Below are 21,105 nucleotides of genomic sequence, written 5' to 3' on the forward strand. Positions count from 1 at the left end.
GCCTTCGGGTTCGACATGTTCGACGCGATCGGGCGTGCTCGGCACGCCTGGTTGTCGGGTCGGCGCATCGCGTGCGCCTGTTTTTTTAGGACGACTGCGGCCTCATCAACGGGAACAAGATCACGTCGCGGATGCTTGAACGGTTCATGAGGAGCATGCAGAGCCGGTCGATCCCGATGCCCAGGCCTCCAGCCGGCGGCATCCCGTGCTTCAAGGCGCGGATGAAGTCGTCATCCATCTTCGCCATGGAATCCTCCTCCTTCTGGCCGGCCAGTTGGGTGCGGAAGAGCGATTCCTGCAAGAGTGGGTCGTTCAGCTCGGTATAGGCGTTGGCCAGCTCCATCCCCTTGACGAAGAGCTCGAACCGCTCCGCCACGGCCGGGTTGCTGGTCTTTCGCTTGGTCAAGGGGCAGATCGCCGCCGGGTAGTCGATCACGAAGATCGGACCTTCGAGGCGGTCTTCCACCAGTTCTTCGAAGACCTGGTTGGTGACGACGTCGGGGTCCTTGCCCGCCGTGCTGATCCCGAGCGAGGCGGCCTTGGCGAAGACGGCCTCGAGGTCGGTCGCGTCGACGCCCGCGTGTTCGAGGATGAGCTCGGCGTAGGTCCGTCGCGGCCAAGGAGGAGTGAAGTCGATCGTGGTCTCGCCCCAGGGGCGTTGCAGGCCGCCGCCGAGTGACTCGATCGCCCCACAAATCAATGATTCGGTCAGATCCATCATCGAGTGATAGTCGCCGTAGGCCTGATAGGCCTCCATCATTGTGAATTCGGGGTTGTGCTTCGGGCTGATCCCCTCGTTTCGGTACACCCGACCGATCTCGAAAACGCGTTCGAGGCCGCCGACGAGCAGTCGCTTCAAATAGAGCTCGGGGGCGATCCGCAAGAAGAGATCGAGATCCAGGGTGTTGTGGTGCGTGATGAACGGGCGAGCGGCCGCGCCGCCGGCGATCGACTGCATGGTGGGGGTTTCAACTTCGATGAACCCGCGCCCGGCCATGACGTTGCGAAATGCGGCGACGATCTTCGAGCGGCCCAGGAACGTGGCCAGCGACTCCGGATTGCTGAAGAGGTCGACGTAGCGCTGGCGGTGACGCTGCTCGAGGTCGGTCAGGCCGTGCCATTTCTCGGGGGGAGGGGCGAGGCTCTTGCCCAGGAAGGTGAGCCCGGTCGCGAAGACGGTCAGCTCGCCCGTCTTGGTGTAGCCGAGGGTGCCGTCGACTCCCAGCAGGTCGCCCAGGTCGAGCAATTCGGCCAGGCTCCAGCCCAGGTCGCCTACCTGCTTCTTGCCCAAGAAGATCTGGATCCGCTCGGTCCAGTCGCGGATTTCGAGGAAGTTGACTCGGCCGCCGTCGCGGCGAAGCATGATTCGACCTGCCACGCGGACTGCGGGCCCAGGGGTCTCGCTCTGATGCGGACCTTCAGGGACCGGCAGTCGGCGCACGTCGGCGATCGCTTGCTGGCCGTCGAACCGGGTACCCCAGGGGTCGAGCCCCAGTACCTCGATCTTCCGTAGCTTGTCTAGCCTGACCGCTTCAAGCCCCTCGGGTGCGTCGTCCGACATCAGCAAACCTTGCATTTCTTCAGAGAGAAAAATGAGGCAAACTTGAGCCAAATTGTATTCAACCCCCGACATTGGTCAACGCCAAACGAGCGGAGGTCCCCCTTCGTATCGCGCTCCGCACCGAGAGAGAATCCTGTGATGGATGCAGAAAATAGCCAGATCGAGCTTGCCTTTCCCGAGATCCGGGTCATCGACTGGCCGCGTGCCGTTCGCTGGTATGTCGAGGTCATGGGGCTGCGTCTGGTCCTGGAGGACGTCGCGCATCAGTTCGCATTGCTCGGGGCGGGGGGGAGTCGGCTCGCACTTAAGGCAGGAGAGCGCAGAGGCGGGGAGACTCCGACCGTCCGCCTCGTTTTCCGTGTGAACGATGTCGAGGCGGAACGCGAGCGGCTGATTGCGCGGGGAGTCGAGGTCGGACCCGCGATGGAGAACCGCGCCGAGGCTTATCGGAGTGTGACCCTTGTCGACAGCGACGGCACTCCAATCACGCTCTTCTCGTGGCAGGATTCCCTGGATCCCAACTCCCCCCAAGCGTGAGTGCAAGGCTGATTGGAGCGGGGAGCTGGGAGTTCAGAAGACGGGCCGACTGGGTGCGGTTTGCCTTGGCGGATCACGGGATCAGTTTTTGGATCGATTCCTGGCTCGGAACTCGCCGGGAGTGAAGCCTGTCTTCTGTTTGAAAAGTTTGCACATGTAATTGAGGTGGTTGAAGCCGGACTTGGTGGCGATCGTGGCCAGGGACAGGTCGGTTTCGGTCAAAAATTCTTTGATCGTCCGGAGCTGAAGCCGGACGATGGCTTCGTGGGGGGAGTAGCCGACGGCCGTTTTGAACCGTGTTTCCAGGACGCGCCGGGATAAGGGCACGATCTTGAGAACGTCGCACACCTGGATCCCCTCGCAGGCGTGGTCTCGGATGAATCGGAGGGCGTCGGAGACCAGTTGGTCGTCGATTGCGAGCAGGTCGGTCGACTGCCGCGCGACGACGCCGGCCGGCCGGACCATTGCGATGTCCGGCGGGACGTCCTTGCCAGCCATCATCTGGTCGAGGAGGGACGCGGCATGGTAGCCGACCTGGTGGGCCGAGCACTTGATACTGGACAAAGAGGGGTCGGCCAGGTCGCAGAGCAAGTCGTCGTCATCGACGCCTAGGACGGCGACCTCGTCGGGCACGGCGACGTTGAGGTTGCGGCAGACTTCGAGGACTTGAAGAGCGCAACCGTCCCACGCGCCCAGGATGCCCACGGGCTTGGGCAACGACCGGATCCAGCGGGCGATGGCGGTCTTGTCGATGTTCCACGAGCTGGAGATCGGTTGAACCACAGTTCGACGGTAAAGATGGCAGTCGTGGCCGATCTCCGCGACTAATCGGGCGAATGACGAGCCGCGCAAGTCGGACCAGGGAACCCCGGGTACGCCACAGAACCCGAAGTGCTTGAGCCCGCGCTCGAGCAGGTGATCGACGGCGAGCCGGGCGATCTCCAAGGGGTCGGGTTCGACGCTCGGCATCGACGGCAAGAGCCGATAGCAACTGACGTCGACGACCGGCAAGCCCGTTTCGTCGATCGCTCGCGCGAGGCGATCGTTCTCCATCCTGGCGAGGATTCCGTCGCCTTTCCAGTGCGCCAACCATGGGGGAGGCTCGACGCCCCTTCCCTGTTCGCTGAATCGGATCTTCCAGGGACCATGCTCGCGCACGTAGCTGCGGATGCCGTGGAGCGTTTCTCTCGCATAGGAATGCGACGTCTCGAGGAAGAGGGCGACGTTGAGGACTTTCCGTTTCCTTTTCAATTGCGGAATCGATCCCACGTTATTCTCAACCAACCGCCGGTAACGGGTGACTGTGTCTCGGTGCAGGCCCGAAAGGCGTCCCACTTCACGGATGCCTCGGCCCTCGACGATACGTTCAAGAACCGATTCCACCGTCAGCGAGTCGAGGTGGGCGCCAAAGAGGGGGGTCCCTTTGCGCTCGGAAAATCGCGTTTTGCAGGTCCGACAGCGAAGCATTCGCCGTTCTCGACCGGGGCCGTACCGGCCGGTGACGCTCAGATTCCCCACCCCCTTCTTGCCATTGTCGGGACATTCGGAATTCCAGCAGCAGAAGTGGGACAAGTTATCCATGGGCGCACCATTCCTGCCAATCACGTTTTCATGAAGAGCGCGGACTTCGCTTCACTCTCTCTACTTTCGGCTCGCCACGCATCACGGTGTGCAATAAAGTTGGGACGGTCAGATGGCTAACTCCCCCTGATGCTGGCGTGATTGCAATGGGATGCAGATGTTATAACAAAAACAGACTAAATAGCGAGATTCTCGAGGATGGCGGTTTGAGAGTTGGCCTGTTCGCAACAAAATATGGCGGATTGAAGCGTGGGAACCGAATGAGCGGGCGAGTTCGCGTTGCCGACCGATTCGGTCTTGTCAAGATCGTCGGTAGCTCGCGCGAAGCTTGGTGGTTTGCCGGGGTTGCATGTCCGTGAAATAGTAGAATAAAAAAGTCGGAAATTTTCAAAGACGGCGTGAGCGTTGAAACCAGACAATGTGGAATTAAAGCCGCGAGTCATCTCGTGCCATCTTGAGGCTGTTAAATCGATGCGAGACCACACGCGCATGGCTCAGTCCGCTGGCGCTCGGTTCGGGTTGCGCATCTTTTAGTTGTGGAAGGACGCTCCGTGTGCGACGGGTGCGTCGAGAAACTCAAGAGGTTGAGAGGCCGCAGATTTTTTGTTGCGGCATCCTTGTGAAAGAAGGAGGGCTCCCTCTTCGTTAGGCCAACTGATCGTTGCTTCTTGCACAAAGACTTGATGTCGGCCTATTGCGGTTCGCTTTGTGCGTCTCGCGTTATTGTAGAGATGAGCGAATCATACTGCATGAAGCCCGATTCCCCGGTTCTTATCCGCTACGCCGATTTCCCGGCGGCCCGAATCAATCATCGGAACTTTTCTTGCACCGGTCGTCGTGTGTAAGGTTGTCGGCTTTCAAAGAAATGAGAGGGTATCGGTGATGACGAGGTCATTCTATCGATCGTCCGCTCGTGGTTTCACGTTGATCGAGCTACTGGTCGTGATCGCGATCATCGCGGTTTTGATCGCACTTCTGTTGCCCGCCGTGCAGGCGGCGCGGGAGGCAGCCCGTCGTTCGCAGTGTGTGAATAACCTCAAGCAGTTTGGAGTCGCACTCCACAACTACGAATCCACGGTCAATTCGCTTCCTTGGGGGCTCGGTCCCGGCGGTTGGAATGATTGGGGAACGCATCCACAGATCCTGGGCTACCTGGAGCAAGGGGCGTTGTTCAACGCGATCAATTTCGCCAACACGGGGAATGCGACCAACGTCGGCGCGGCTCAGAACACCACGATTTTCCGCACCGCGATCAACGTCTTTCAGTGTCCCTCGGATCAAGATCGCCTGACCAACGCCGAAACCCATAACAGCTACTACGGCAATGCTGGATCGACACCCGACTCGCTCTATAAGTCCACCCAGTTCGACGGACTCTTTCAGTACATCACCGCTCAGAAAGTCGTGTCGTTCCGAGATATCACCGACGGTTTGAGCCAGACCGTCGCGTTCAGCGAGCGGGTCAAAGGGATCGGGACGCTCAACAAGAACCAGATCGACATTCAGACCAATCCCTCGTCTTCGGTCTGGAATGTTGCGGCCACCTCCACAACCAACACCTCGCAGCCGTACTATGCCGCATGCCTTGCCTTCACGAGCGTTAACGCCGTGTCATCCTTGTGGGCCGGGCTTGGGGCCGTCTCGCCCGACTCATCAGGCTCGCTCTGGTTTTCCGGCTACTGGACGTTTTCGCGTTACAACCATGTGATGCCTCCCAACGCAAACAGTTGCGGTTATGGCAACTACGCTGGCGGTGGGGCATTCACCGCCAGTAGCCGCCACTCGGGAGGTGTGAACGCCCTCTTCGCCGACGGGTCGGTCCGATTCATCAAGAACAGCGTGAGCCCGCAGACCTGGTGGGCACTGGGGTCGCGCTCGGGTGGCGAGGTCGTCTCTGCAGATAGCTATTGATGAATTCTGCTCTGGGAATGGGGCGGGCTCAGGCTGATTGTCAATCGCCGGTTCGCCCCATTTCTGGTTTGGTTCAAAAGGTGAGAGAGACCGTCTCCGGAAGCGGGGAAATCCAGGCGAATGCTTTCCAGCCGACGCCTGGCTTCCTGCGCTGAGAGTTGGTTTTGCTTGGCCAGTCAATCGGATTCGCTGCTCTCTTGCCCAACTCACACCGCTCACAACCTATTTAGGACAAGTCATGATCTTCGTCGCGAAGTCGTGGTCAAACGGGTTTGCCTCCGCGGTTTTGGCGGTCGGGTTGCTCGCCCTTTGCGGTTGCGATCAAGGTGGGGCTGCGCCCGCGGTCTCCTCATCGACCGAGGAAGGGACCGTCAACGGGACGGTCACCATCAACGGTAAAAAGGCCTCGGGTGGGACAATCCACTTCGACCCTTCGAACATCAAGCGAAAATCGGTCAGCGCGGTGTCCGCTGAAATCAGCAAGGAAGGGACTTACTCCATCAAGACCTTGATCGGCGAGAACCAGATTCGTGTCGACTCGCCCGAGACCAAGAAGGGGATGTTTAGTGTGGATAGTTTTGAGGTGAAGAGTGGCGAGAACACGCATGACGTCTCGCTGATGAAACTGTGATCGACGTGGCCGCTGCCCCCGGGCCACCTCTGGCAACCGGCACGGGCCGAGCCCCCTTTGCGATGTCCCCAATCGCCATTCAGGAAGGCGCCTCAGCTTAAGTGGTGCGGTTCTTGATGATCGCATATGAGCGTGTGCCTTGCGTGGCGGGCGCGTCCTCCAAGCTTTCGTCCTCGCGGGGGAATGGAATCGAGGGGCATCCCCGTCTCTCCCCAAGCCGAAGGGCGGTAAAAAATCGCAATGCTATTGCATGCTTGCTCGCGTGTTGTTGCGCGATCGCGCCTGGCCGTGGTTTTCCGGAGTGATGGGACCTGGGCGAGTTGCCGTTGCAGGAGCAGGTCAATGATTGAGTGGGAATCCTTAGGTTGCGATAGCCCGCTGATCTCGCTCGTCACTTGACTCGTTCCCCTCGACTCGTCAACGTAACGAATTGCCCGCCTTCCTGGTGTTCCGGGTCTGGAAAACGAAGCGAACACGCCTCGAAAGCTGAGAACGACTTCATGCCGAAGCCCGCCCCTTACCCCGGCGCCTCGATCGCCGATCTCCGGAGGATTTGATGTCTCTTGTTCTTTCACTCTGCCTTTCGGCCCTGGGCCAGGCACCCGCTCCTGTCGAGAGCGTCTCGTCGTTCCCGCCCCGATCGGCGTTCGAGGAGCGCAAGGCGCTTCACGTTCCCGAAGGGTTTGAAATTCAGCTCGTGGCGGCCGAGCCTGCGATTCAGAAGCCGATGAATATCGCCTTCGATGACAAGGGGAGGCTCTGGGTCACGGGGACCGTCGAATACCCTTACCCGGCCAAGGACGGGACGAAGCCGCGCGACACGGTCAAGATTCTTGAAGACTTTCAGCCGGACGGCCGCGCCGGCAAGATCACGACCTTCGCCGATGGCTTGAATATCCCGATCGGGATCATGCCCCTGCCTGAGAGCACGGGCGCGCTCGTCTACTCGATCCCGACGATCGACCGCCTCTCGGACACGACTGGCGACGGGCGAGCCGATCAACGGGCCACGCTCTACCGCAAATACGGCCACCAAGACACTCACGGGATGACCGGATCCTTTAGCTGGGGATTCGACGGCTGGATCTATGCTTGCCACGGGTTCTCGAACACGTCGCAGGTGGGGGGGAGCGACGAGAAGTCGATCCAGATGGCCTCGGGGAACATTTACCGGATGAAGCTCGACGGCTCGCACGCCGAGTATTTCACCCACGGGCAGGTCAACCCGTTCGGCCTGACGTTCGACCCACTGGGCAACCTCTATTCCTCCGACTGCCATTCGAGGCCGATCTATCAGCTTTTGCGGGGTGCGTACTATCCCAGCTTCGGCAAGCCTGACGACGGTCTCGGCTTCGGCCCGGAGATGATGACGCACGACCATGGTTCGACCGCCATCGACGGTGCGACCTACTACGCGGCCAATCAGTTTCCTCCCGCGTATCGCGACACCCTGTTCACGGGCAACGTGGTCACGAACCGGATCAACCATGACCGGGTCGAGTATCACGGCTCATCTCCCAAGGCGATCGAGCAGCCTGACTTTCTCTGGAGTGAGGACAACTGGTTCCGCCCCGTCGACATCGAGCTCGGTCCCGACGGAGCGCTCTACGTCGCCGACTTTTACAACCGGATCATCGGCCACTATGAGGTCCCTCTGACCCACCCGGGGCGCGACCACAACCACGGCCGAATCTGGCGGATCGTCTACCGAGGCCCCAAAAAAGAGAACGAGGTCGCGACCACGCGCGGCGATTGGACCAAGGCGACGAACGATGAGCTGATCGCGGACCTGGGGCATCCCAACCTCGTCGTGCGCACCAAGGCCGCCAACCAACTGAGCGCACGCAAGAGCGAGGATCTCGACTCGCAGCTCACGGCCCTGGTCGCCTCGGACACCGACCTTTGGCGCAAAGTCCATGCCCTCTGGGTGCTCCAGCGGCGCGGGCAGCTCGACGACTCGACGCTGAATCAGGCCACCGCCGATCCGGCCCGCGAGCTCCGAATTCACGCCATGCGGGTACTCGCTGAGCGACCGAGCCTGGCTGATGCACTCTCGAAGCGAGCCCGGGAGTCCCTGACCGATCAGGACGCGATGGTCAAACGGTCCGCAGCCGAAGCGCTGGGCCGTCATCCCGACTTCGCCAACGTGCGTCCGCTGCTGGCTCTGAGGCAGTCGGCGCCGTCGGAAGACACGCACCTGATTCACGTGGTCAGGATGGCGCTTCGCGACCAGTTCCTTGTCGCGTCGGCCTGGGAGGCCCTCACTTCGGAATCGCTGAGCGAGCGTGACGCCCGCGACCTCGCGGATATCGCCCCCGGCGTTCCCACGGCCGAGTCGGCGAAGTACCTGGTCAACCATCTCGAACGCTATGCGGAACCGGACGGCACCCAGGTGCGCTATATGCACCATGTGGCTCGGTACGGCAGCGAGGACTCGGTTCGGGCCATGCTGGCCTTGATCCGGGGGCGCTCCGAGTCGAGCCCGGCGCAACTTGCCGCCCTGCTGAAAGCGGTCCTTCAAGGAACCCAGGAACGGGGAGCCACTCTGCCTGCTGAAGGTCAGGAGATGGCCTTGAAGCTGACCAGACGACTCGTCGATTCCTCGAAGAAGAACGAAGCACTTCTTGGAATTGAGCTGGTCAAGTCCTTCAAGCTCAACGAATTGCGCGAGACGCTCGAGAGTCGTGTGCAGGACGCGAAATCCGAAGTCCCCTTGCGGATCGAAGCGATGACGGCCCTCGTGGCGATGGCTCCTGAGAAGACCCTCACCCTGCTTGGGCAGGTCCTTGGCGATTCCTCAGAGCCGTTCGAGCTGCGGGATAAGGCGGCAGGTGCCCTTTCCCTGATCAATCAGGCCGGCTCGACCGAGTCACTTCTGCTTGTCTTGCCCACGGCGCCCGAGCGACTCCAGGCGACAATTGCCACCGGTCTGGCCGCGCGGAAGTCAGGGGCTGAGGCGCTCTTGAAGGCGATTGCCGAGGGAAAGGCGTCCGCTCGCCTGCTCCAAGAAACCCAGGTAGCACTTCGACTCGGAAGCCATGACATCGACGGAGTCAAAGAGCGGGTTGCCACGCTCCTGAAAGACCTGCCTGCCGCTGACGCACGTCTTCGTGGCCTCGTGAAGCAGCGTCACAACGGATTCGGCTCCTCCCCGCGCGACGCGGTTCGCGGAGCGGCCGTGTTCGAGAAGAATTGCGTCGCTTGTCACCAGATCGGCGGCAAAGGACAGCGGATCGGCCCGCAGCTCGATGGGATCGGGACCCGTGGGATCGATCGACTCCTGGAAGATATTCTTGACCCGAACCGTAACGTCGACCAGGCCTTCCGCGTGACCAACGTGGCCCAGAGCAACGGTCAACTCGTCTCCGGCCTGCTGCTCAAGGAGGAGGGGGAGATCCTCGTCTTCGCCGACGCTCAGGGGAAAGAGGTCCGCGTCCCCAAGGAGTCGGTCGAGGAGCGAACGACTTCACAACTCTCCCCCATGCCTGCCAACCTTGCCGACCTGATTACTGAGCCGGAGTTCTATGACCTGATCGCTTACCTCCTCCAACAGAAGGAGACCTCGGCGAAGCCCAACACCGAAGGGGGGACGATCAAGGAAGGATCGCGATGATTCGGGTCGGACCACCGCTGCCTCCTTTGATCTTCATCGGCAAGGCAATCAAGGTGGCCCCCGTTTCGGGAACTTGCTCCAGGTTCGCCACGTTCTCCAGGCCATAGATCCCGGCCCCGTTGAGGACGCGGTGGGCCATGAAGTCGCGTGAGGGGCCGGGGTCGAGACTCGCCGTATCGACCCCGACCCCCGAGACCCTGCGATGGGCGACCAGCCACTCCGCCGCCGCGCGTGAAACGCCCGGGAAGTGCAGGTGGGCTGTGTCGCCCGTTTGATCGCTGCCAAGGTAGGCCTTCTTATCAGGCCAGAACCGACCCCAACCCGATCGCATCACGACGATCGCACCATCCGGAATGCGTCCATAGGTCCGCTCCCAGGCCTCGAGATCCTCGGGGCGGAGCTGATAATCGCGGTCCCGGGCGCAAGCCTTTTGGATATCCACCACCACGGCCGGCCCGATCAGCTTCGCGAGCGGGATCTGGTCGGCCGTCGCTTGCCCCTCGCCAAAATGGATCGGGCTATCCAGGTGCGTGCCGCCGTGCTCACTGGCCGCAAACGTGGCTGAGGCATACCAGTAGCCCCCCGCCGAATGGCCCCAGGTCGTGCGTTCCCACTGGAACGACTTGTCGGTCGGCCAGTAGATGGTGTCCTTATCGAACGCGTAAGTCAGGTCGATCGCCTTCGAGGCCAGGTCTTTGAGCGGACCGGGCGCTTGACGAGGCGTCTGCGCCTGAACGGCGACGAACGCCCCGGCTCCGACGAGAATCAGGGCGAGAACCGGGATCGAAGCATGGGTGCGGCTCATAGGACCCTCGGGGTGATTCCAAGGCCGAAACAACAGACTTGATCGGGGGAACGTAACCAACGGAAACCATGAAGCGCACGGAAAGGAAAGAAAAAAGGCAGCAGGCAATTTTGAATTGATGAATTGAAATATTAGTGGTTGTGGTTTGGGACTCTCTGCATTTCGTGGCCTCCGTGGTTAAACCTTCTCGGTGGGAGACGCCGGAGCCGCTTTGGACACCGGGTGCGGTTGCCGCGAACTCGTAAGTTGCGTATCTTTCTAGAGGGTCAGATGTTGGGAACGCGATTCGGAGGTTTTCGCGTGGTGTCTCCGTTTGCCGAAAGCCCGGAATTTCAGCGTCTGTTGCGCCGCGAGCCCCCTTCCGACCTGATCCGGATCGCGCTTGAGATCGCGCGGGACGCGTACCCGGAACTCGAGGCGGAGCGCTACCTCGAAAAGATTGAAGCGCTCGCGGTCCGGATCCGCGACCGCTGCCCGGCGGGGGCAAAACCGCGGCAGGTTCTCGGTCAGATCAATTGGGTCCTTTTCGTCGAGGAGGGCTATCAGGGGAACGTCGACGAGTATTACGACCCCCGAAATAGTTATGTCAACGAGGTGGTCGACCGCAAGACGGGGATCCCGATCAGCCTCTCCGTCCTCTATTGGACGCTTGCCGAACGGCTCGGGCTGGTGATGGCGGGTGTCAACCTTCCAGGGCACTTCATGCTCCGGGTCGGCCGGGCGGATGCGACGATCTTCATTGACCCGTTTCATGGCGGGACGTTGCTCGATCGCGAGGGGTGTTGCCGCACGGTTGCCGGGCTCTTGGGGAAACCGGTCGAGCTAACCGACTTCCAACTCGCCCCTTGCGGTCATGACCAGGTGGTTGCGCGCATGCTTCGTAACCTCAAGGCGATCTACTTCAGGAGCCAAGACTTTCAGACGGCCCTGTCCGTCCAGAGACGATTGGCCGCCCTGAATCCGAATGATTCCGACGAGCAGCGCGACCTGGGGATGCTCTGCCTGCAACTCGACCGCCCGGCCGACGCAATTTCCCCGTTGCAGTTGTATCTCGACTCTCAACCGCCGGCTGAGGATGCCGAGGTGGTCCGTGCCTTGCTGCGTGCCGCGCGGCGCGAGGTCGCGACCTGGAACTGATTGGCCGGCCCCTTCTTTCTCTTTTTCTCGAAATTCTTTCGAGAAAGAATCAAGTTCTTTTCCTCAAGTGCCGAAGACGAGAGTACGGCGACTCCGGGCGGGTCGTCGCGCTGTCGGATTCGGTGGGGATTGTCCGGAAGCCGGACCTGCGGGATGAAGGGCGGAGCTCCTCATTCCCGGCGTGACCTTTTGGGTCATGACCTCGCTGACCCGGTTCGCTCGTCAGGAGGAGGAATCCCCGCTATGCACACCTTGAGAACTTCAACGAGACTGTTACTCCTTCCTCTCTTGTGTTTGGCCGGATGCGCCAGCACGTCGGGCGTGTCCTCCAAGATGCAGACGGTCGCCTCCGTCGGCGACAAGAAATACCCTGTGGTTACGGGCGAGCCGGGATCGTCGATTGTGGCCGACGTGACGCCGACCGAGCCGTCCGTCCGCTCCAAGGGAAGAATCTCCGGCCGCGTGGTCGACGAGACGGGAGAACCGCTTCCCAATGTTCGCGTCCGGCTTGCGGTCGGGAACACCCCGGGGGGGCAGCTCATTCGGGCCACGACCGACCGGACCGGGGCGTTCACTCTGAATGGGGTCCGAGCCGGCTCTGCACATACCGTGATCGCAGAGTGGGAAGATGGGGTGGAATACCTGACCGGCCGGAGCGTGGTGGATGCGCCCGACACGAATGTTCGGATCACGCTTGCCCCCTCGGGTACCGAATCCAAGACCGCAAACGCCCCGATTCGACCGAACCGGATCAGTCCGATCTCGGACAAATCGTCGACGATGGACGAGGACGAGGAAGACGAAGCGGTGGTTGATGCTCCCCGGCTCTCGGCTCGGAAATCACGAGTGAACGAGGAGGATCTGCCGCCGGCCCGCGAGGCCGAATCTTTCTCACCGCCGGCGGGCACGCGAACGCCTGAAACAACACCACGCCAGGGCGCGGGCACGTCGGGACGGGTTCGCTGGCGGCGCGTCGGATCGGATGGAGTCACGCACCAGGATACGAGGCCGGCGTCCGAGCCTGGGGAGAACGCTTCTTCGGCGTTGCAAGATCCTGAGACCCGCGAAGCAGGCGCATTCGCCTCGAATGTCGCGGACGAGGACGAGGGGCCGAACCCGCTCCCTCCCGCGCTCGAGCCGGGGCAATCGCCCCCTGCGCGGGAGGTCGATCCGCTTCCTCGTGCTCGCAAGCCACGGCGCCCGGCCCCCGCGAGTGACGACGATGACCCGCTTCCTCCGGCACGCGAGCCAGGGCAGATGTCCATCGCGGCTCCGGTCAGGACGAAGCCGCGCCCGCCCGCCCAGTTGCCTGAGGTCGAGCCCGAGCCTGCCCCCGCGTCGTCCGAAGCCAATCCGCTTCCCCCGGCGCTCGAACCGGGACGGGATGGGGACGTCTCTTCAGCCGAAACAAACCAGGCTCCTGCATCAGAACTCGAACCCGAAAAAAGACCGAGTTCTTCAGCTCCGTCTGACTTAGCCTTCCTGCCGCCGGCGGTCGAGGCAGGCCAGGCGGAGAAACCGGCTCCGGCTCCGGTGCCTGCTTCGATTGAGGAGGCACCAGCGGCCAGTGCCGATCTCCTCGCTTTGAGCGAGACGACTTCACCCGCACTGAGCGACCTGCCGTCCCCGGTTGAGGCGGCTCCTTCGGAAGGGAAGCCGGTGGCCAGTACTCCTCCCCCCGTGGCCGAGGTTGCCGCGACTCTGGGGAAGGACGCGCTTGCTGAATCGTCACCGTTCGAATCCCCTCGCTTCGGGCCAGCTCCCACGTCTGTGCCTGCAGTGGTCGCGGCGGTGGCGGATCAGTCGGTTTTCGAGGCGGGTTCAGACGCGCCGGCAACCGACGTCTTGCCTGCTTCTCCCCCGGATACTCGAAAGCGGCCGACCTGGAAAGAGCTGGCGGCACTTGCTCCCAAGATACCCCCCGCTCCGATTGAGAAAGGGAAGGGAGTCGAGCCCTCGGCCTCGCTTCCGACCAGGCCCGTGGCCCAGACCGTTTCGTTGGAGCGGCCCCCCACGACTCAGACAAGTTCGCGAGCGGCACCGCCTCAAGCGAAAGCCGATGTTGGCGGGGCGTTTTGTGACTACGACGCCAAGCACCGAAAGATCAATGATTTCCGCCTGCCTGACCTCGAAGGCAGGCCGGTTCGTTTCCAGGAGCTGGATGCCGACCTCGTCCTGATCGACTTCTGGGGAACGTGGTGCCAGCCCTGTCTGCGGTCGGTTCCCCACCTGATCGAGCTTCAGAAGCGGATGGGAACGAGCAAGCTCAAGGTGGTCGGCATTGCCTGTGAGCAAGGTCCGCTCGCCGATCGAGCCAAGGCGGTGTCCCAGGAAGTGCGTCGTTTGGGGATCAATTACCCCGTTCTGCTCAGTGGCATGGATGGTCCTTGCCCACTCCAGGAAGCGTTGAAGGTCCAGGCTTACCCTACCTTGATCCTCGTCGATCGCCAGGGACGGATCGTTTGGCAAGATCAAGGAGCCACCCCCGTCACCCTGGCTCGTCTCGATCGCTTCCTCGGCTCCGCAAGCAAGAAGAGCGAAGAGACCCGACGCTACTGAGTGCCGTAGCCCTGCGCTGGGAGCATTGACTGGCGTTCGTGGGCGGGATAGATCCAGACGAGGGGAACCCCCCACTTCGAGACGACGTAGGCGGGCTGACCGTTTGCGATCAGAGCGCGGTCCCAAGGCTGCAACGCGCCAGGCCGGTTCTGAAGCACGAACCAGGCGGCCGGCTGTCGCGGGTCGGGGATCAGGTCCGGCTTTAGCCGGCCCGACTGGTGCAGATAGAGCCAGGATGTGGGGAAGGTCGCAAACTCGATTCGCTGGTTGCGCGGCGTATGGTCGTTCAGCCAGTCGAGCGCGTCCCCCGTCAGCGCATCCCAGAAGTAGGTTGGCTCCATCCCAAGCTTGGCTGCGCCGGGTAGACCTCCGACGATCGGGCTGAAATAAGAGAGCGGGACCGGCATCATCAAGGCGATGCTGAGTGCTCCCTCGACCAGGGCGGAAGCGACGATCACCTTGCCCCAGCGGCCGAAAGATTCGATCAGCGCTGCGGCTCCGAGGCTGGCGACGACCGCCAACATCCCGAACGCGGGCAGGAACTGGCGGACGCCATCGTGCCCGGGAGTATGCGGCAGCGCGCGGAGCGCCAGGAGGAAGCTCCAGTGGAGGACCGCCAGGATCTCAAAGGGCCGGCTCTTGAACTTGCGGATGGCCTGTCCTGTTCCCACGATCGCCAGGGCGAGGAACCCGACGGGGGTCACGAACAGGGTCCAGGCCAGGGTGTTGTACCAGGGGAGCGACTGCTTGGGGGTGACGTAGACCTGCCCGAGAAAGAGCACCGGGATCGGGATCGTCCGGGACCGCGTCAGGTTCGATTCGAGGAACCGGCGCACCCCGTCGATGGGAGCGTTCCACCAGCTTGGGTTGAACGCATAAAGCGTCAAGGCCGCGATGAGACCGCCAACAAGCAAGGTCAAGAAGCCTCGGCGGCTCCGTTCGACGGCGGTCCAGGCCAGGAACGGGAGCGGGAGGAACCATCCGGTCAGTTTGCAGTCGGCCGCCCAGCCGGCGAGCAGGCCGAAGAGAATGACCCATCCCCACCTCGGCGATCGGCTTTCGACGGTCGTTTGGGTGAGGGGGAGGACGGCCTCGGCGAAGGCGATCAAGGCCAGGACCCAGAGGCTGGCGAGGATGGCATCGACCGTCGCATAGTGCCCGTTGGCGAACAGGTTCGGTTGGAAGACCCAGGCGCCGGCGGCGAGAGTCGCCGCCCATCGCCCCCTGCGCTGGGCGGCAAAGGTCCAGAGTGCTCCGGCCGTGAGGCTGAAGAGGAGCATCGGCCCAAGCCGAGCGCGCGGTAGCTCGTCCCAGCGTGGAGTTAGGAGGTCGCCGGCCAGGCCGACGATCGCATAGAAGGGGGGATGGCCGTGCGGCTCTTCACGGGCAAAGGGCCAGAACCAGGCGAGCACGTCCTTATCGAAAAGCTGGGCACGGGTGCGAATCTGGTCGGGACGGGGGGCGGGGTAGCGGTCCTGCTGGACCAGTTCCAAGTTGGGGTTGGGAGGCTGCCAGGTCGCCGCGAACCGCTCAGGATCGCGGAGGGCGCGGAACCAGGCGCGGATCCGAGCTTCGCGACCCAGTGTGAATCCCTCGTCCCAGACGATCGAGAGCCGAGACTCGGTCGCGATCATCAGGAGGAGCGTCGATGCGGCAACAGCCAACCCCCAGGCCCGGAAGGTCCAGCGGCGGGGGCGGTGGGGATCTGGTCCGCTCACAACGACCTCGAATGAAGCGAAAAACGACGCGAGGGGCCACGAAGGGCCCCTCTCTTTTGATTGCCGCAAGACTACAATGTCGCGGAGTTCGCCGACGCCTTACCTCTTACACGGAGGTCGTCGCCAACTCGCCGTTGACGGTTTGCCACTCGGTGGCGACGGAACGAATCAGAGCGATCTCATTGCAGTTGGGAAAGAGGGGACAACGCACGCACTCATTCCAGATCTTGTGCGGCAGGTCGGCCTTCTCGATCCGATGGTAGCCGCATTTCTCGAAGAAATCGGCCACATAGGTGAGCGTGAACACCGTCTTGATCTCGAGGAGGCGGGACGCCTCCCAGCAAGAATCAAGAAGCGCTCGCCCCACGCCACGCCCATGGGCATGCTCGGAGACTGCCAGGCATTTCAGTTCGGCAAGGTCTTCCCAAAACACATGCAGGGCAACACAACCGATGATTTGACCGTTGTCGTCAGTGGCCACGAGAAACTCTCGGATCGATTCATAGAGTTCTCCCAACGACCGGCGGATCATCAGTTTTCGATCGGCGAACGTGCGAATCAGTTCCTGAATGGCGGGCACGTCGCCAACTCGCGCGGGACGAATGTTCAATCGAGGAATCCCCCCAAACCCCGGCTTTGACCCCGGGCGTTCTTGCCTTGACCCGACGAGCCCTCGCACGTTTCGGGCGCTCGCGGGCGAACGGAATATTGTAAGTCGTCAGATTTTGGAATCAATACCGTGCCGGTCGACACTCAGAAATGGCGGGCAGGCTCTCGTTGCGGAGTCTGAACGGCAGCCTGGCTGGCCTGGGCTTGGCGATAGGGGAGCACGCGTTCGCGGTAGAACGATTCCATGTGCCGATAGTCGGGGCCGTGGGAAACCTCCACGAGTCCGAACGTCTGGGAGATCTCTTCAGTCGCCTGCTCCAGGGTCCAACCGCAATACTTGGTGCGATAAGCGATCTGGACCATCGATGTGCGATTGATGCCATGATGGCAATGGAAATAGACCGGCTGATTCTTGGGGTCGGCCAAGACGGCGGCGGCCTCCTCGAGGAGGTCGGAGATCACCCGCCAGTCCCCCTCTCCGCGTTGGTCGACGATCGGGATATGCACCCAACGGTAGCCCAACTCCCGCGCCATGGCCTTCTCGCGAATGGCCAATGGGTGGGTGGGGGGATGAGCCAAGGCCAAGACTGTCTTGACTTTGTAGTTTTCGACGACACGTCGCATCGGCCAGGACTGTTGCCAGGCCCCCCGATAGATCTTGCCCGGTACGACGACCGCAAACTGGTCGGCGAAGACGTAGTCGTGACCGTGTCTCCAGACCTGTTGGGCTGTCAGGCATCCCAGTGCGCCCACCAAACCGCGGCGAATCCATTTGCGTCGGCTGACCATGAGGAGCACACTCCGGTACGAGGCAGGGATTCCGTTCCAGGCGGGGGTCGGGGATCGTAGCAGACACCCGATTGACCAGCAAGGGAAGTCAGACTGTCGGAACCTGCCTCATTTCAAACACTATCGGTTTCTTCGACCCCCATCTCCAAAGCCAACGCCCGGGTCGTTGACTTTGGCTTCGCCTCAGGCCGGAGATCGGTTAAGATTGGCCGCTGGCTGTCCTCACAGGGAATGCTCTTCAAGCCGAGGTCAAGGATGACGTCGCGTCTCGCACTCTGGCTCCTGATCGTGGTCTCCGCCTCGCTTCGCCTCGCCTGGGCCGCTTCGCTCGAGTTGGGCAATGACGAAGCCTACCACTATCTCTTCGCGACCCATCATGACTGGAGCTATTTCGATCACCCACCCATGCTGGCGCTGGTGGAACGACTCGGAATCGTGCTTTCCGGGGGTGTCGTCTCGGCGTTCCACTTGCGACTCGGGTTTATCTTGCTCTTCGCGGGTTCAACCTGGTTGATGGCGCGGCTGACCGAGCGTTTTTATGGGCCTCGAGCGGGGTTGCTCGCGGCCTTCGCCCTGAACGTGACGGCCTATCACAGCGTGGCGGTAGGGACCTTTGTGCTTCCCGACGGTCCGCTCCTCTTCTTCTGGCTCCTGACGCTTGACCGGCTCGCGGTGGCCATCGATTCGGGAGGAAGACTCAGGCCATGGTTCGAGGTCGGGGTTGCCTGGGGCGCGGCGATGCTCAGCAAGTATCACGCGGTCTTTCTCCCGATGGGGACCGTTCTCTATTTCGTCCTCGAGCCCAAGGCGCGGTTCTGGCTCCGGCGTTCTGGGCCCTATGTGGCGATCGCGATCGGGCTTGCCCTGTTTTCACCTGTGATCTGGTGGAACGCGACGCATGGATGGGCCTCGTTTGCCTTCCAAGGGGGGCGCGCCCTTGGCGGTTTGAGGTTCCGGCCCGAAACGTTGGCCGCAGCTTTGTTGGGGCAGGCGCTTTATCTCTTTCCCTGGATCTGGGTGGCGCTTGTCTTGATCCTGGTTCGCAAGGGACGCCAGTTTTACTCCGAGGTCGGGTCCCCATCCGAATCCGAGTGGGCCGATCGGTTCTTGCTCTGTCAGGCCATTGTTCCGCTGTCCGTCTTCATGGCGGTCGCCTGCACCCGGTCGGTCTTGCCGCACTGGACCCTCGTGGCCTTTCTCTCGCTTTTCCCGATGCTCGGTCGGAAGTGGGCCGACGAGCCGGTGCATCTCACTCGCCGGGTTGTCGGATTCTCGGCGCTCCTGCTCGTTGCCGGAACGGTGGTCCTTGTTCAGACCAGGACGGGCGTATTCCAGCAAGGGGGGGAGGGAACCCTGGGGCTTCTCAAGGTTTCGCGTGACCCGACGCTCGACCTCTATGGATGGGACGCGGTGGGTCGTGAATTGGAGCGTCGCGGATTGCTCGATCGGCCCAACACCTTCCTGTTCACAAGTAACTGGTACTACAGCGGGCACATCGCGTTTGCGACCCGGAAGCACTCCACACCCGTCGCCTGCTATAGTGCGGGGGATGCCCGGAGCTTCTCCTTCTGGAGTAAGCCGGACGACTGGCTGGGGCAGGATGGGATCCTCATCTCCATGAACGGGCGTTCGATCGAGCCCGACTGCTTTGATCGCTACTTTTCGCGGATCGAGCAGATCGGTGAATTCGAGGTGAAACGCTCCGGAGCGCCGATCCGCAAGATCCGCCTGTTTCACTGCGTTCGTCAGAATGCGCCTTTTCCGTTCAACAAACCGCGCCCCCCCTCATCGGTTCGGACGATGGCCCAGAGATTGACCGGGGGGAGTGTGCTGCCTCTCATGCGTTGATGGACGCCGCCATCGATCGGGGCCCCGCCGACGTTGCCGCAACCTGTAGAATCACAACGGTCTGCCGGTAGAATCATGCGAGAGGCCGAATCCAGAGGGGTCAATGTCCTCGAAACCGAGTGAGTTCCGATCTGTGGGCGGGGGTAGGGCGAATGAATAATGAGCCGATCGTCCTACGCGAACGATCGACGGGACCCATCTCGAAAGTCGTCGGCCTTTATCAGACGCTCTTGAGGCGGAGCCTCGAGCACTTCTTTCCTGATGGGATCTTGGAGGCGGCAGGGGACCGAAGCTTCATCGAGTGGGATGGTCAGTCACCCGAGGAACATTACCGGTTGGGCGACGACCCCGACGGGCTCGGCGTCGAGATCGAATGGTTTCGGACCCGTTACCTCTACCTTCCCGGCAGTCCAGCTCCGTTTCTGCCCGCCGAGCGGCGATTGATTGAGGTGGTCCTCCAAGCTCTCGACCTGCGCTTTCGGGGCTTGTTCGACCTGGATGTGGCCAACCGGATCGAGCGGTTCCACTACGCCAGTGAAGACCTGATCATTTCTGACTTCCTGGGCGGCGACGACCATTTTCGGATCCCGGCTGCCCTGGAGGCGCTCCGGGTTGCGGCGCTCTCCACGTATGAAAACCGCCGTGTCTCGCTGGGCACGCTCCTGCTCGGGACTCCCTACGACCCGGCCGCACCCGAGTGGGTCAACCCCGATGGTGCTCCTCGGTTTAACACGCGGTTGACGGCGATCAAAGGTTTCCATCGCCTCTGTGACGGTGTGCAGACGCTGTTCCTAGTCGACCAGCAGGGGGAGCTGACCCGCACTGTGGACATTGGACGCTGGGCCGAGAAGGTTCAAGGGGCTGCGCCGCTGGAGACTCCCTGTCCTCGCGCCTATGTGAATCATGCCAAGGCAACCCGGTCGGGAGGTCACATCTGCCTGGTGCTGACCCCTTCGCAAGAGATCAAGGTGTTCGCCGAGGGGGTGTTGCGGTTCGCCTTCAGCGATGCGCGCTGGCGGCTCCTCGACATCCCGACCAAGTTCGCCACCTGGTGCAAGGCGATCGGTAAGTCGTGTCCGAACGATCTTGCCTTGAGGCTCTTCCAGGCGGCCTTGAACCTGGCGGAAGATCGCAAAGGCGCCTTGTTTGTCGTGCTCCGTGATCCCGGTTCATCGATTCCGCAACTGATTGCTCCTACCGATCGGATCGTTGAGGAAGTGGCCACCGACGATCCCCACGACCCTGAAAATCTCTCGCCCCGTATGGCGAAGCAATCGCTCCACCATGTCGCCCGCAATCAGACCCTCACCGACCTCGATCCGACCGTCCTGGAAGCTCTGGCCGGGATCGACGGCGCCGTGGTGACCGACCTTGACGGCCGTCTGCTCACCTTCGGCGCCATCCTCAAGATCGATCCCGAAGCGCTCAAGATCGCTCGCGCCGTCGAGGGTGCGAGAACCTTGGCCGCCATCGCCGCGTCATACCACGGTCCCGTGCTCAAGGTCAGCGAAGACGGCTACCTGACGATGTACCTTGGTGGTCGGCGGGTCTGGGGGATCTAAAGCGGTGAATGAAAGCATGGCTGGTGCTGGTTGTGGCGTTCGGACAGTTGTGGATCGCCTGTATCCATGGGTTGGCTCAGTAATTCATAGATCCGCTTCAGATGTGGAGACGAACTGGCAGGCTCGCTACCCTGCCTGGGCTCGAAGGTGACTTCGCTCCCCTCGGGTAAATCGACCGGCGTGGTTGGGCGAAAGACGCCGTTTTCGTAAATGGCATGGATCGTCTTCATAAGTATAGCCTTAA

At 61.9% G+C, this 21,105-nt stretch carries 15 protein-coding genes; 8 read left to right on the plus strand and 7 right to left on the minus strand.

All coding sequences use genetic code 11. The features are described 5' to 3' along the window. Nucleotides 1-85: 85 nt before the first annotated feature. Nucleotides 86-1,561, minus strand: coding sequence for a lysine--tRNA ligase (gene lysS / locus SINAC_RS24650; RefSeq protein WP_015248283.1), 1,476 nt, complete (start codon nucleotides 1,559-1,561; stop codon nucleotides 86-88). 138 nt (nucleotides 1,562-1,699) lie between these two features. Between lysS and SINAC_RS24655 the strand changes: the two genes are divergently transcribed. Further along, entirely contained in the window at nucleotides 1,700-2,098 is a 399-nt protein-coding gene (locus SINAC_RS24655; RefSeq protein ID WP_015248284.1) for a VOC family protein, read from the plus strand. 81 nt (nucleotides 2,099-2,179) lie between these two features. On the opposite strand, the gene SINAC_RS24660 is transcribed toward SINAC_RS24655, so the two are convergent. Continuing rightward, nucleotides 2,180-3,679 (minus strand): DNA-binding transcriptional regulator, encoded by a 1,500-nt coding sequence (locus SINAC_RS24660; RefSeq protein WP_015248285.1) that lies wholly within the window; start codon nucleotides 3,677-3,679, stop codon nucleotides 2,180-2,182. A gap of 882 nt (nucleotides 3,680-4,561) precedes the next feature. Between SINAC_RS24660 and SINAC_RS24665 the strand changes: the two genes are divergently transcribed. The 3 genes from SINAC_RS24665 (at nucleotide 4,562) to SINAC_RS24675 (ending at nucleotide 9,834) form a co-directional block, all read left to right on the plus strand. Next, nucleotides 4,562-5,590 carry a DUF1559 domain-containing protein gene (locus SINAC_RS24665; RefSeq protein WP_015248286.1) on the plus strand — a complete coding sequence of 343 codons (1,029 nt, stop codon included), beginning with the start codon at nucleotides 4,562-4,564 and terminating at the stop codon, nucleotides 5,588-5,590. 238 nt (nucleotides 5,591-5,828) lie between these two features. Further along, on the plus strand, nucleotides 5,829-6,221 hold the full coding sequence (locus SINAC_RS24670; protein ID WP_015248287.1) for a hypothetical protein: 393 nt from the start codon (nucleotides 5,829-5,831) through the stop codon (nucleotides 6,219-6,221). 556 nt (nucleotides 6,222-6,777) lie between these two features. Then, on the plus strand, nucleotides 6,778-9,834 hold the full coding sequence (locus SINAC_RS24675; protein ID WP_015248288.1) for a PVC-type heme-binding CxxCH protein: 3,057 nt from the start codon (nucleotides 6,778-6,780) through the stop codon (nucleotides 9,832-9,834). Here the strand turns inward: SINAC_RS24675 and SINAC_RS24680 are convergent. Continuing rightward, nucleotides 9,815-10,639 carry a cyclase family protein gene (locus tag SINAC_RS24680; RefSeq protein WP_015248289.1) on the minus strand — a complete coding sequence of 275 codons (825 nt, stop codon included), beginning with the start codon at nucleotides 10,637-10,639 and terminating at the stop codon, nucleotides 9,815-9,817. The genes SINAC_RS24675 and SINAC_RS24680 overlap by 20 nt on opposite strands. A gap of 300 nt (nucleotides 10,640-10,939) precedes the next feature. Here SINAC_RS24680 and SINAC_RS24685 point away from each other — a divergent pair, with 300 nt between their 5' ends. Continuing rightward, nucleotides 10,940-11,776, plus strand: coding sequence for a SirB1 family protein (locus SINAC_RS24685; RefSeq protein WP_237722743.1), 837 nt, complete (start codon nucleotides 10,940-10,942; stop codon nucleotides 11,774-11,776). A gap of 333 nt (nucleotides 11,777-12,109) precedes the next feature. Then, the gene (locus SINAC_RS24690) at nucleotides 12,110-14,335 is read left to right on the plus strand and encodes a redoxin family protein (protein ID WP_020466742.1); all 2,226 of its coding nucleotides are present in this window, start codon (nucleotides 12,110-12,112) and stop codon (nucleotides 14,333-14,335) included. Here the strand turns inward: SINAC_RS24690 and SINAC_RS24695 are convergent. The 3 genes from SINAC_RS24695 to SINAC_RS24705 all read right to left on the minus strand — a co-directional run bounded on the left by SINAC_RS24695 (nucleotide 14,329) and on the right by SINAC_RS24705 (nucleotide 17,451). Continuing rightward, nucleotides 14,329-16,053, minus strand: a complete 1,725-nt coding sequence (locus SINAC_RS24695; protein ID WP_015248292.1) for a glycosyltransferase family 39 protein — start codon at nucleotides 16,051-16,053, stop codon at nucleotides 14,329-14,331. The genes SINAC_RS24690 and SINAC_RS24695 overlap by 7 nt on opposite strands. Before the next feature lie 106 nt (nucleotides 16,054-16,159). Next, complete coding sequence (locus SINAC_RS24700) at nucleotides 16,160-16,663, minus strand: N-acetyltransferase (RefSeq protein WP_015248293.1); 504 nt, start codon at nucleotides 16,661-16,663, stop codon at nucleotides 16,160-16,162. A 143-nt stretch (nucleotides 16,664-16,806) separates the two neighbouring features. Then, nucleotides 16,807-17,451, minus strand: coding sequence for a phosphatase domain-containing putative toxin (locus SINAC_RS24705; protein WP_015248294.1), 645 nt, complete (start codon nucleotides 17,449-17,451; stop codon nucleotides 16,807-16,809). A gap of 255 nt (nucleotides 17,452-17,706) precedes the next feature. On the opposite strand from SINAC_RS24705, the gene SINAC_RS24710 reads away from it, so the two are divergent. Together SINAC_RS24710 and SINAC_RS24715 are read left to right on the plus strand one after the other, a co-directional pair. Then, on the plus strand, nucleotides 17,707-19,299 hold the full coding sequence (locus SINAC_RS24710) for an ArnT family glycosyltransferase (RefSeq protein WP_015248295.1): 1,593 nt from the start codon (nucleotides 17,707-17,709) through the stop codon (nucleotides 19,297-19,299). Between the two features lie 152 nt (nucleotides 19,300-19,451). Beyond that, the gene (locus tag SINAC_RS24715; RefSeq protein ID WP_015248296.1) at nucleotides 19,452-20,861 is read left to right on the plus strand and encodes a hypothetical protein; all 1,410 of its coding nucleotides are present in this window, start codon (nucleotides 19,452-19,454) and stop codon (nucleotides 20,859-20,861) included. Here SINAC_RS24715 and SINAC_RS24720 read toward each other — a convergent pair. Continuing rightward, on the minus strand, nucleotides 20,858-21,091 hold the full coding sequence (locus SINAC_RS24720; RefSeq protein ID WP_015248297.1) for an antitoxin family protein: 234 nt from the start codon (nucleotides 21,089-21,091) through the stop codon (nucleotides 20,858-20,860). The genes SINAC_RS24715 and SINAC_RS24720 overlap by 4 nt on opposite strands. Nucleotides 21,092-21,105 lie beyond the last annotated feature (14 nt).

The sequence above is a fragment of the Singulisphaera acidiphila DSM 18658 genome (genome assembly GCF_000242455.2).
Taxonomy (GTDB): domain Bacteria; phylum Planctomycetota; class Planctomycetia; order Isosphaerales; family Isosphaeraceae; genus Singulisphaera; species Singulisphaera acidiphila.

What these genes read in the sequence shown, in the direction of transcription:
- lysS (WP_015248283.1), bottom strand. Translation starts at nt 1,561, where the DNA reads ATGTCGGACGACGCACCCGAGGGGCTTGAAGCGGTCAGGCTAGACAAG.
- SINAC_RS24655 (WP_015248284.1), top strand. Translation starts at nt 1,700, where the DNA reads ATGGATGCAGAAAATAGCCAGATCGAGCTTGCCTTTCCCGAGATCCGG.
- SINAC_RS24660 (WP_015248285.1), bottom strand. Translation starts at nt 3,679, where the DNA reads ATGGATAACTTGTCCCACTTCTGCTGCTGGAATTCCGAATGTCCCGAC.
- SINAC_RS24665 (WP_015248286.1), top strand. Translation starts at nt 4,562, where the DNA reads ATGACGAGGTCATTCTATCGATCGTCCGCTCGTGGTTTCACGTTGATC.
- SINAC_RS24670 (WP_015248287.1), top strand. Translation starts at nt 5,829, where the DNA reads ATGATCTTCGTCGCGAAGTCGTGGTCAAACGGGTTTGCCTCCGCGGTT.
- SINAC_RS24675 (WP_015248288.1), top strand. Translation starts at nt 6,778, where the DNA reads ATGTCTCTTGTTCTTTCACTCTGCCTTTCGGCCCTGGGCCAGGCACCC.
- SINAC_RS24680 (WP_015248289.1), bottom strand. Translation starts at nt 10,639, where the DNA reads ATGAGCCGCACCCATGCTTCGATCCCGGTTCTCGCCCTGATTCTCGTC.
- SINAC_RS24690 (WP_020466742.1), top strand. Translation starts at nt 12,110, where the DNA reads ATGCAGACGGTCGCCTCCGTCGGCGACAAGAAATACCCTGTGGTTACG.
- SINAC_RS24705 (WP_015248294.1), bottom strand. Translation starts at nt 17,451, where the DNA reads ATGGTCAGCCGACGCAAATGGATTCGCCGCGGTTTGGTGGGCGCACTG.
- SINAC_RS24710 (WP_015248295.1), top strand. Translation starts at nt 17,707, where the DNA reads ATGACGTCGCGTCTCGCACTCTGGCTCCTGATCGTGGTCTCCGCCTCG.
- SINAC_RS24715 (WP_015248296.1), top strand. Translation starts at nt 19,452, where the DNA reads ATGAATAATGAGCCGATCGTCCTACGCGAACGATCGACGGGACCCATC.
- SINAC_RS24720 (WP_015248297.1), bottom strand. Translation starts at nt 21,091, where the DNA reads ATGAAGACGATCCATGCCATTTACGAAAACGGCGTCTTTCGCCCAACC.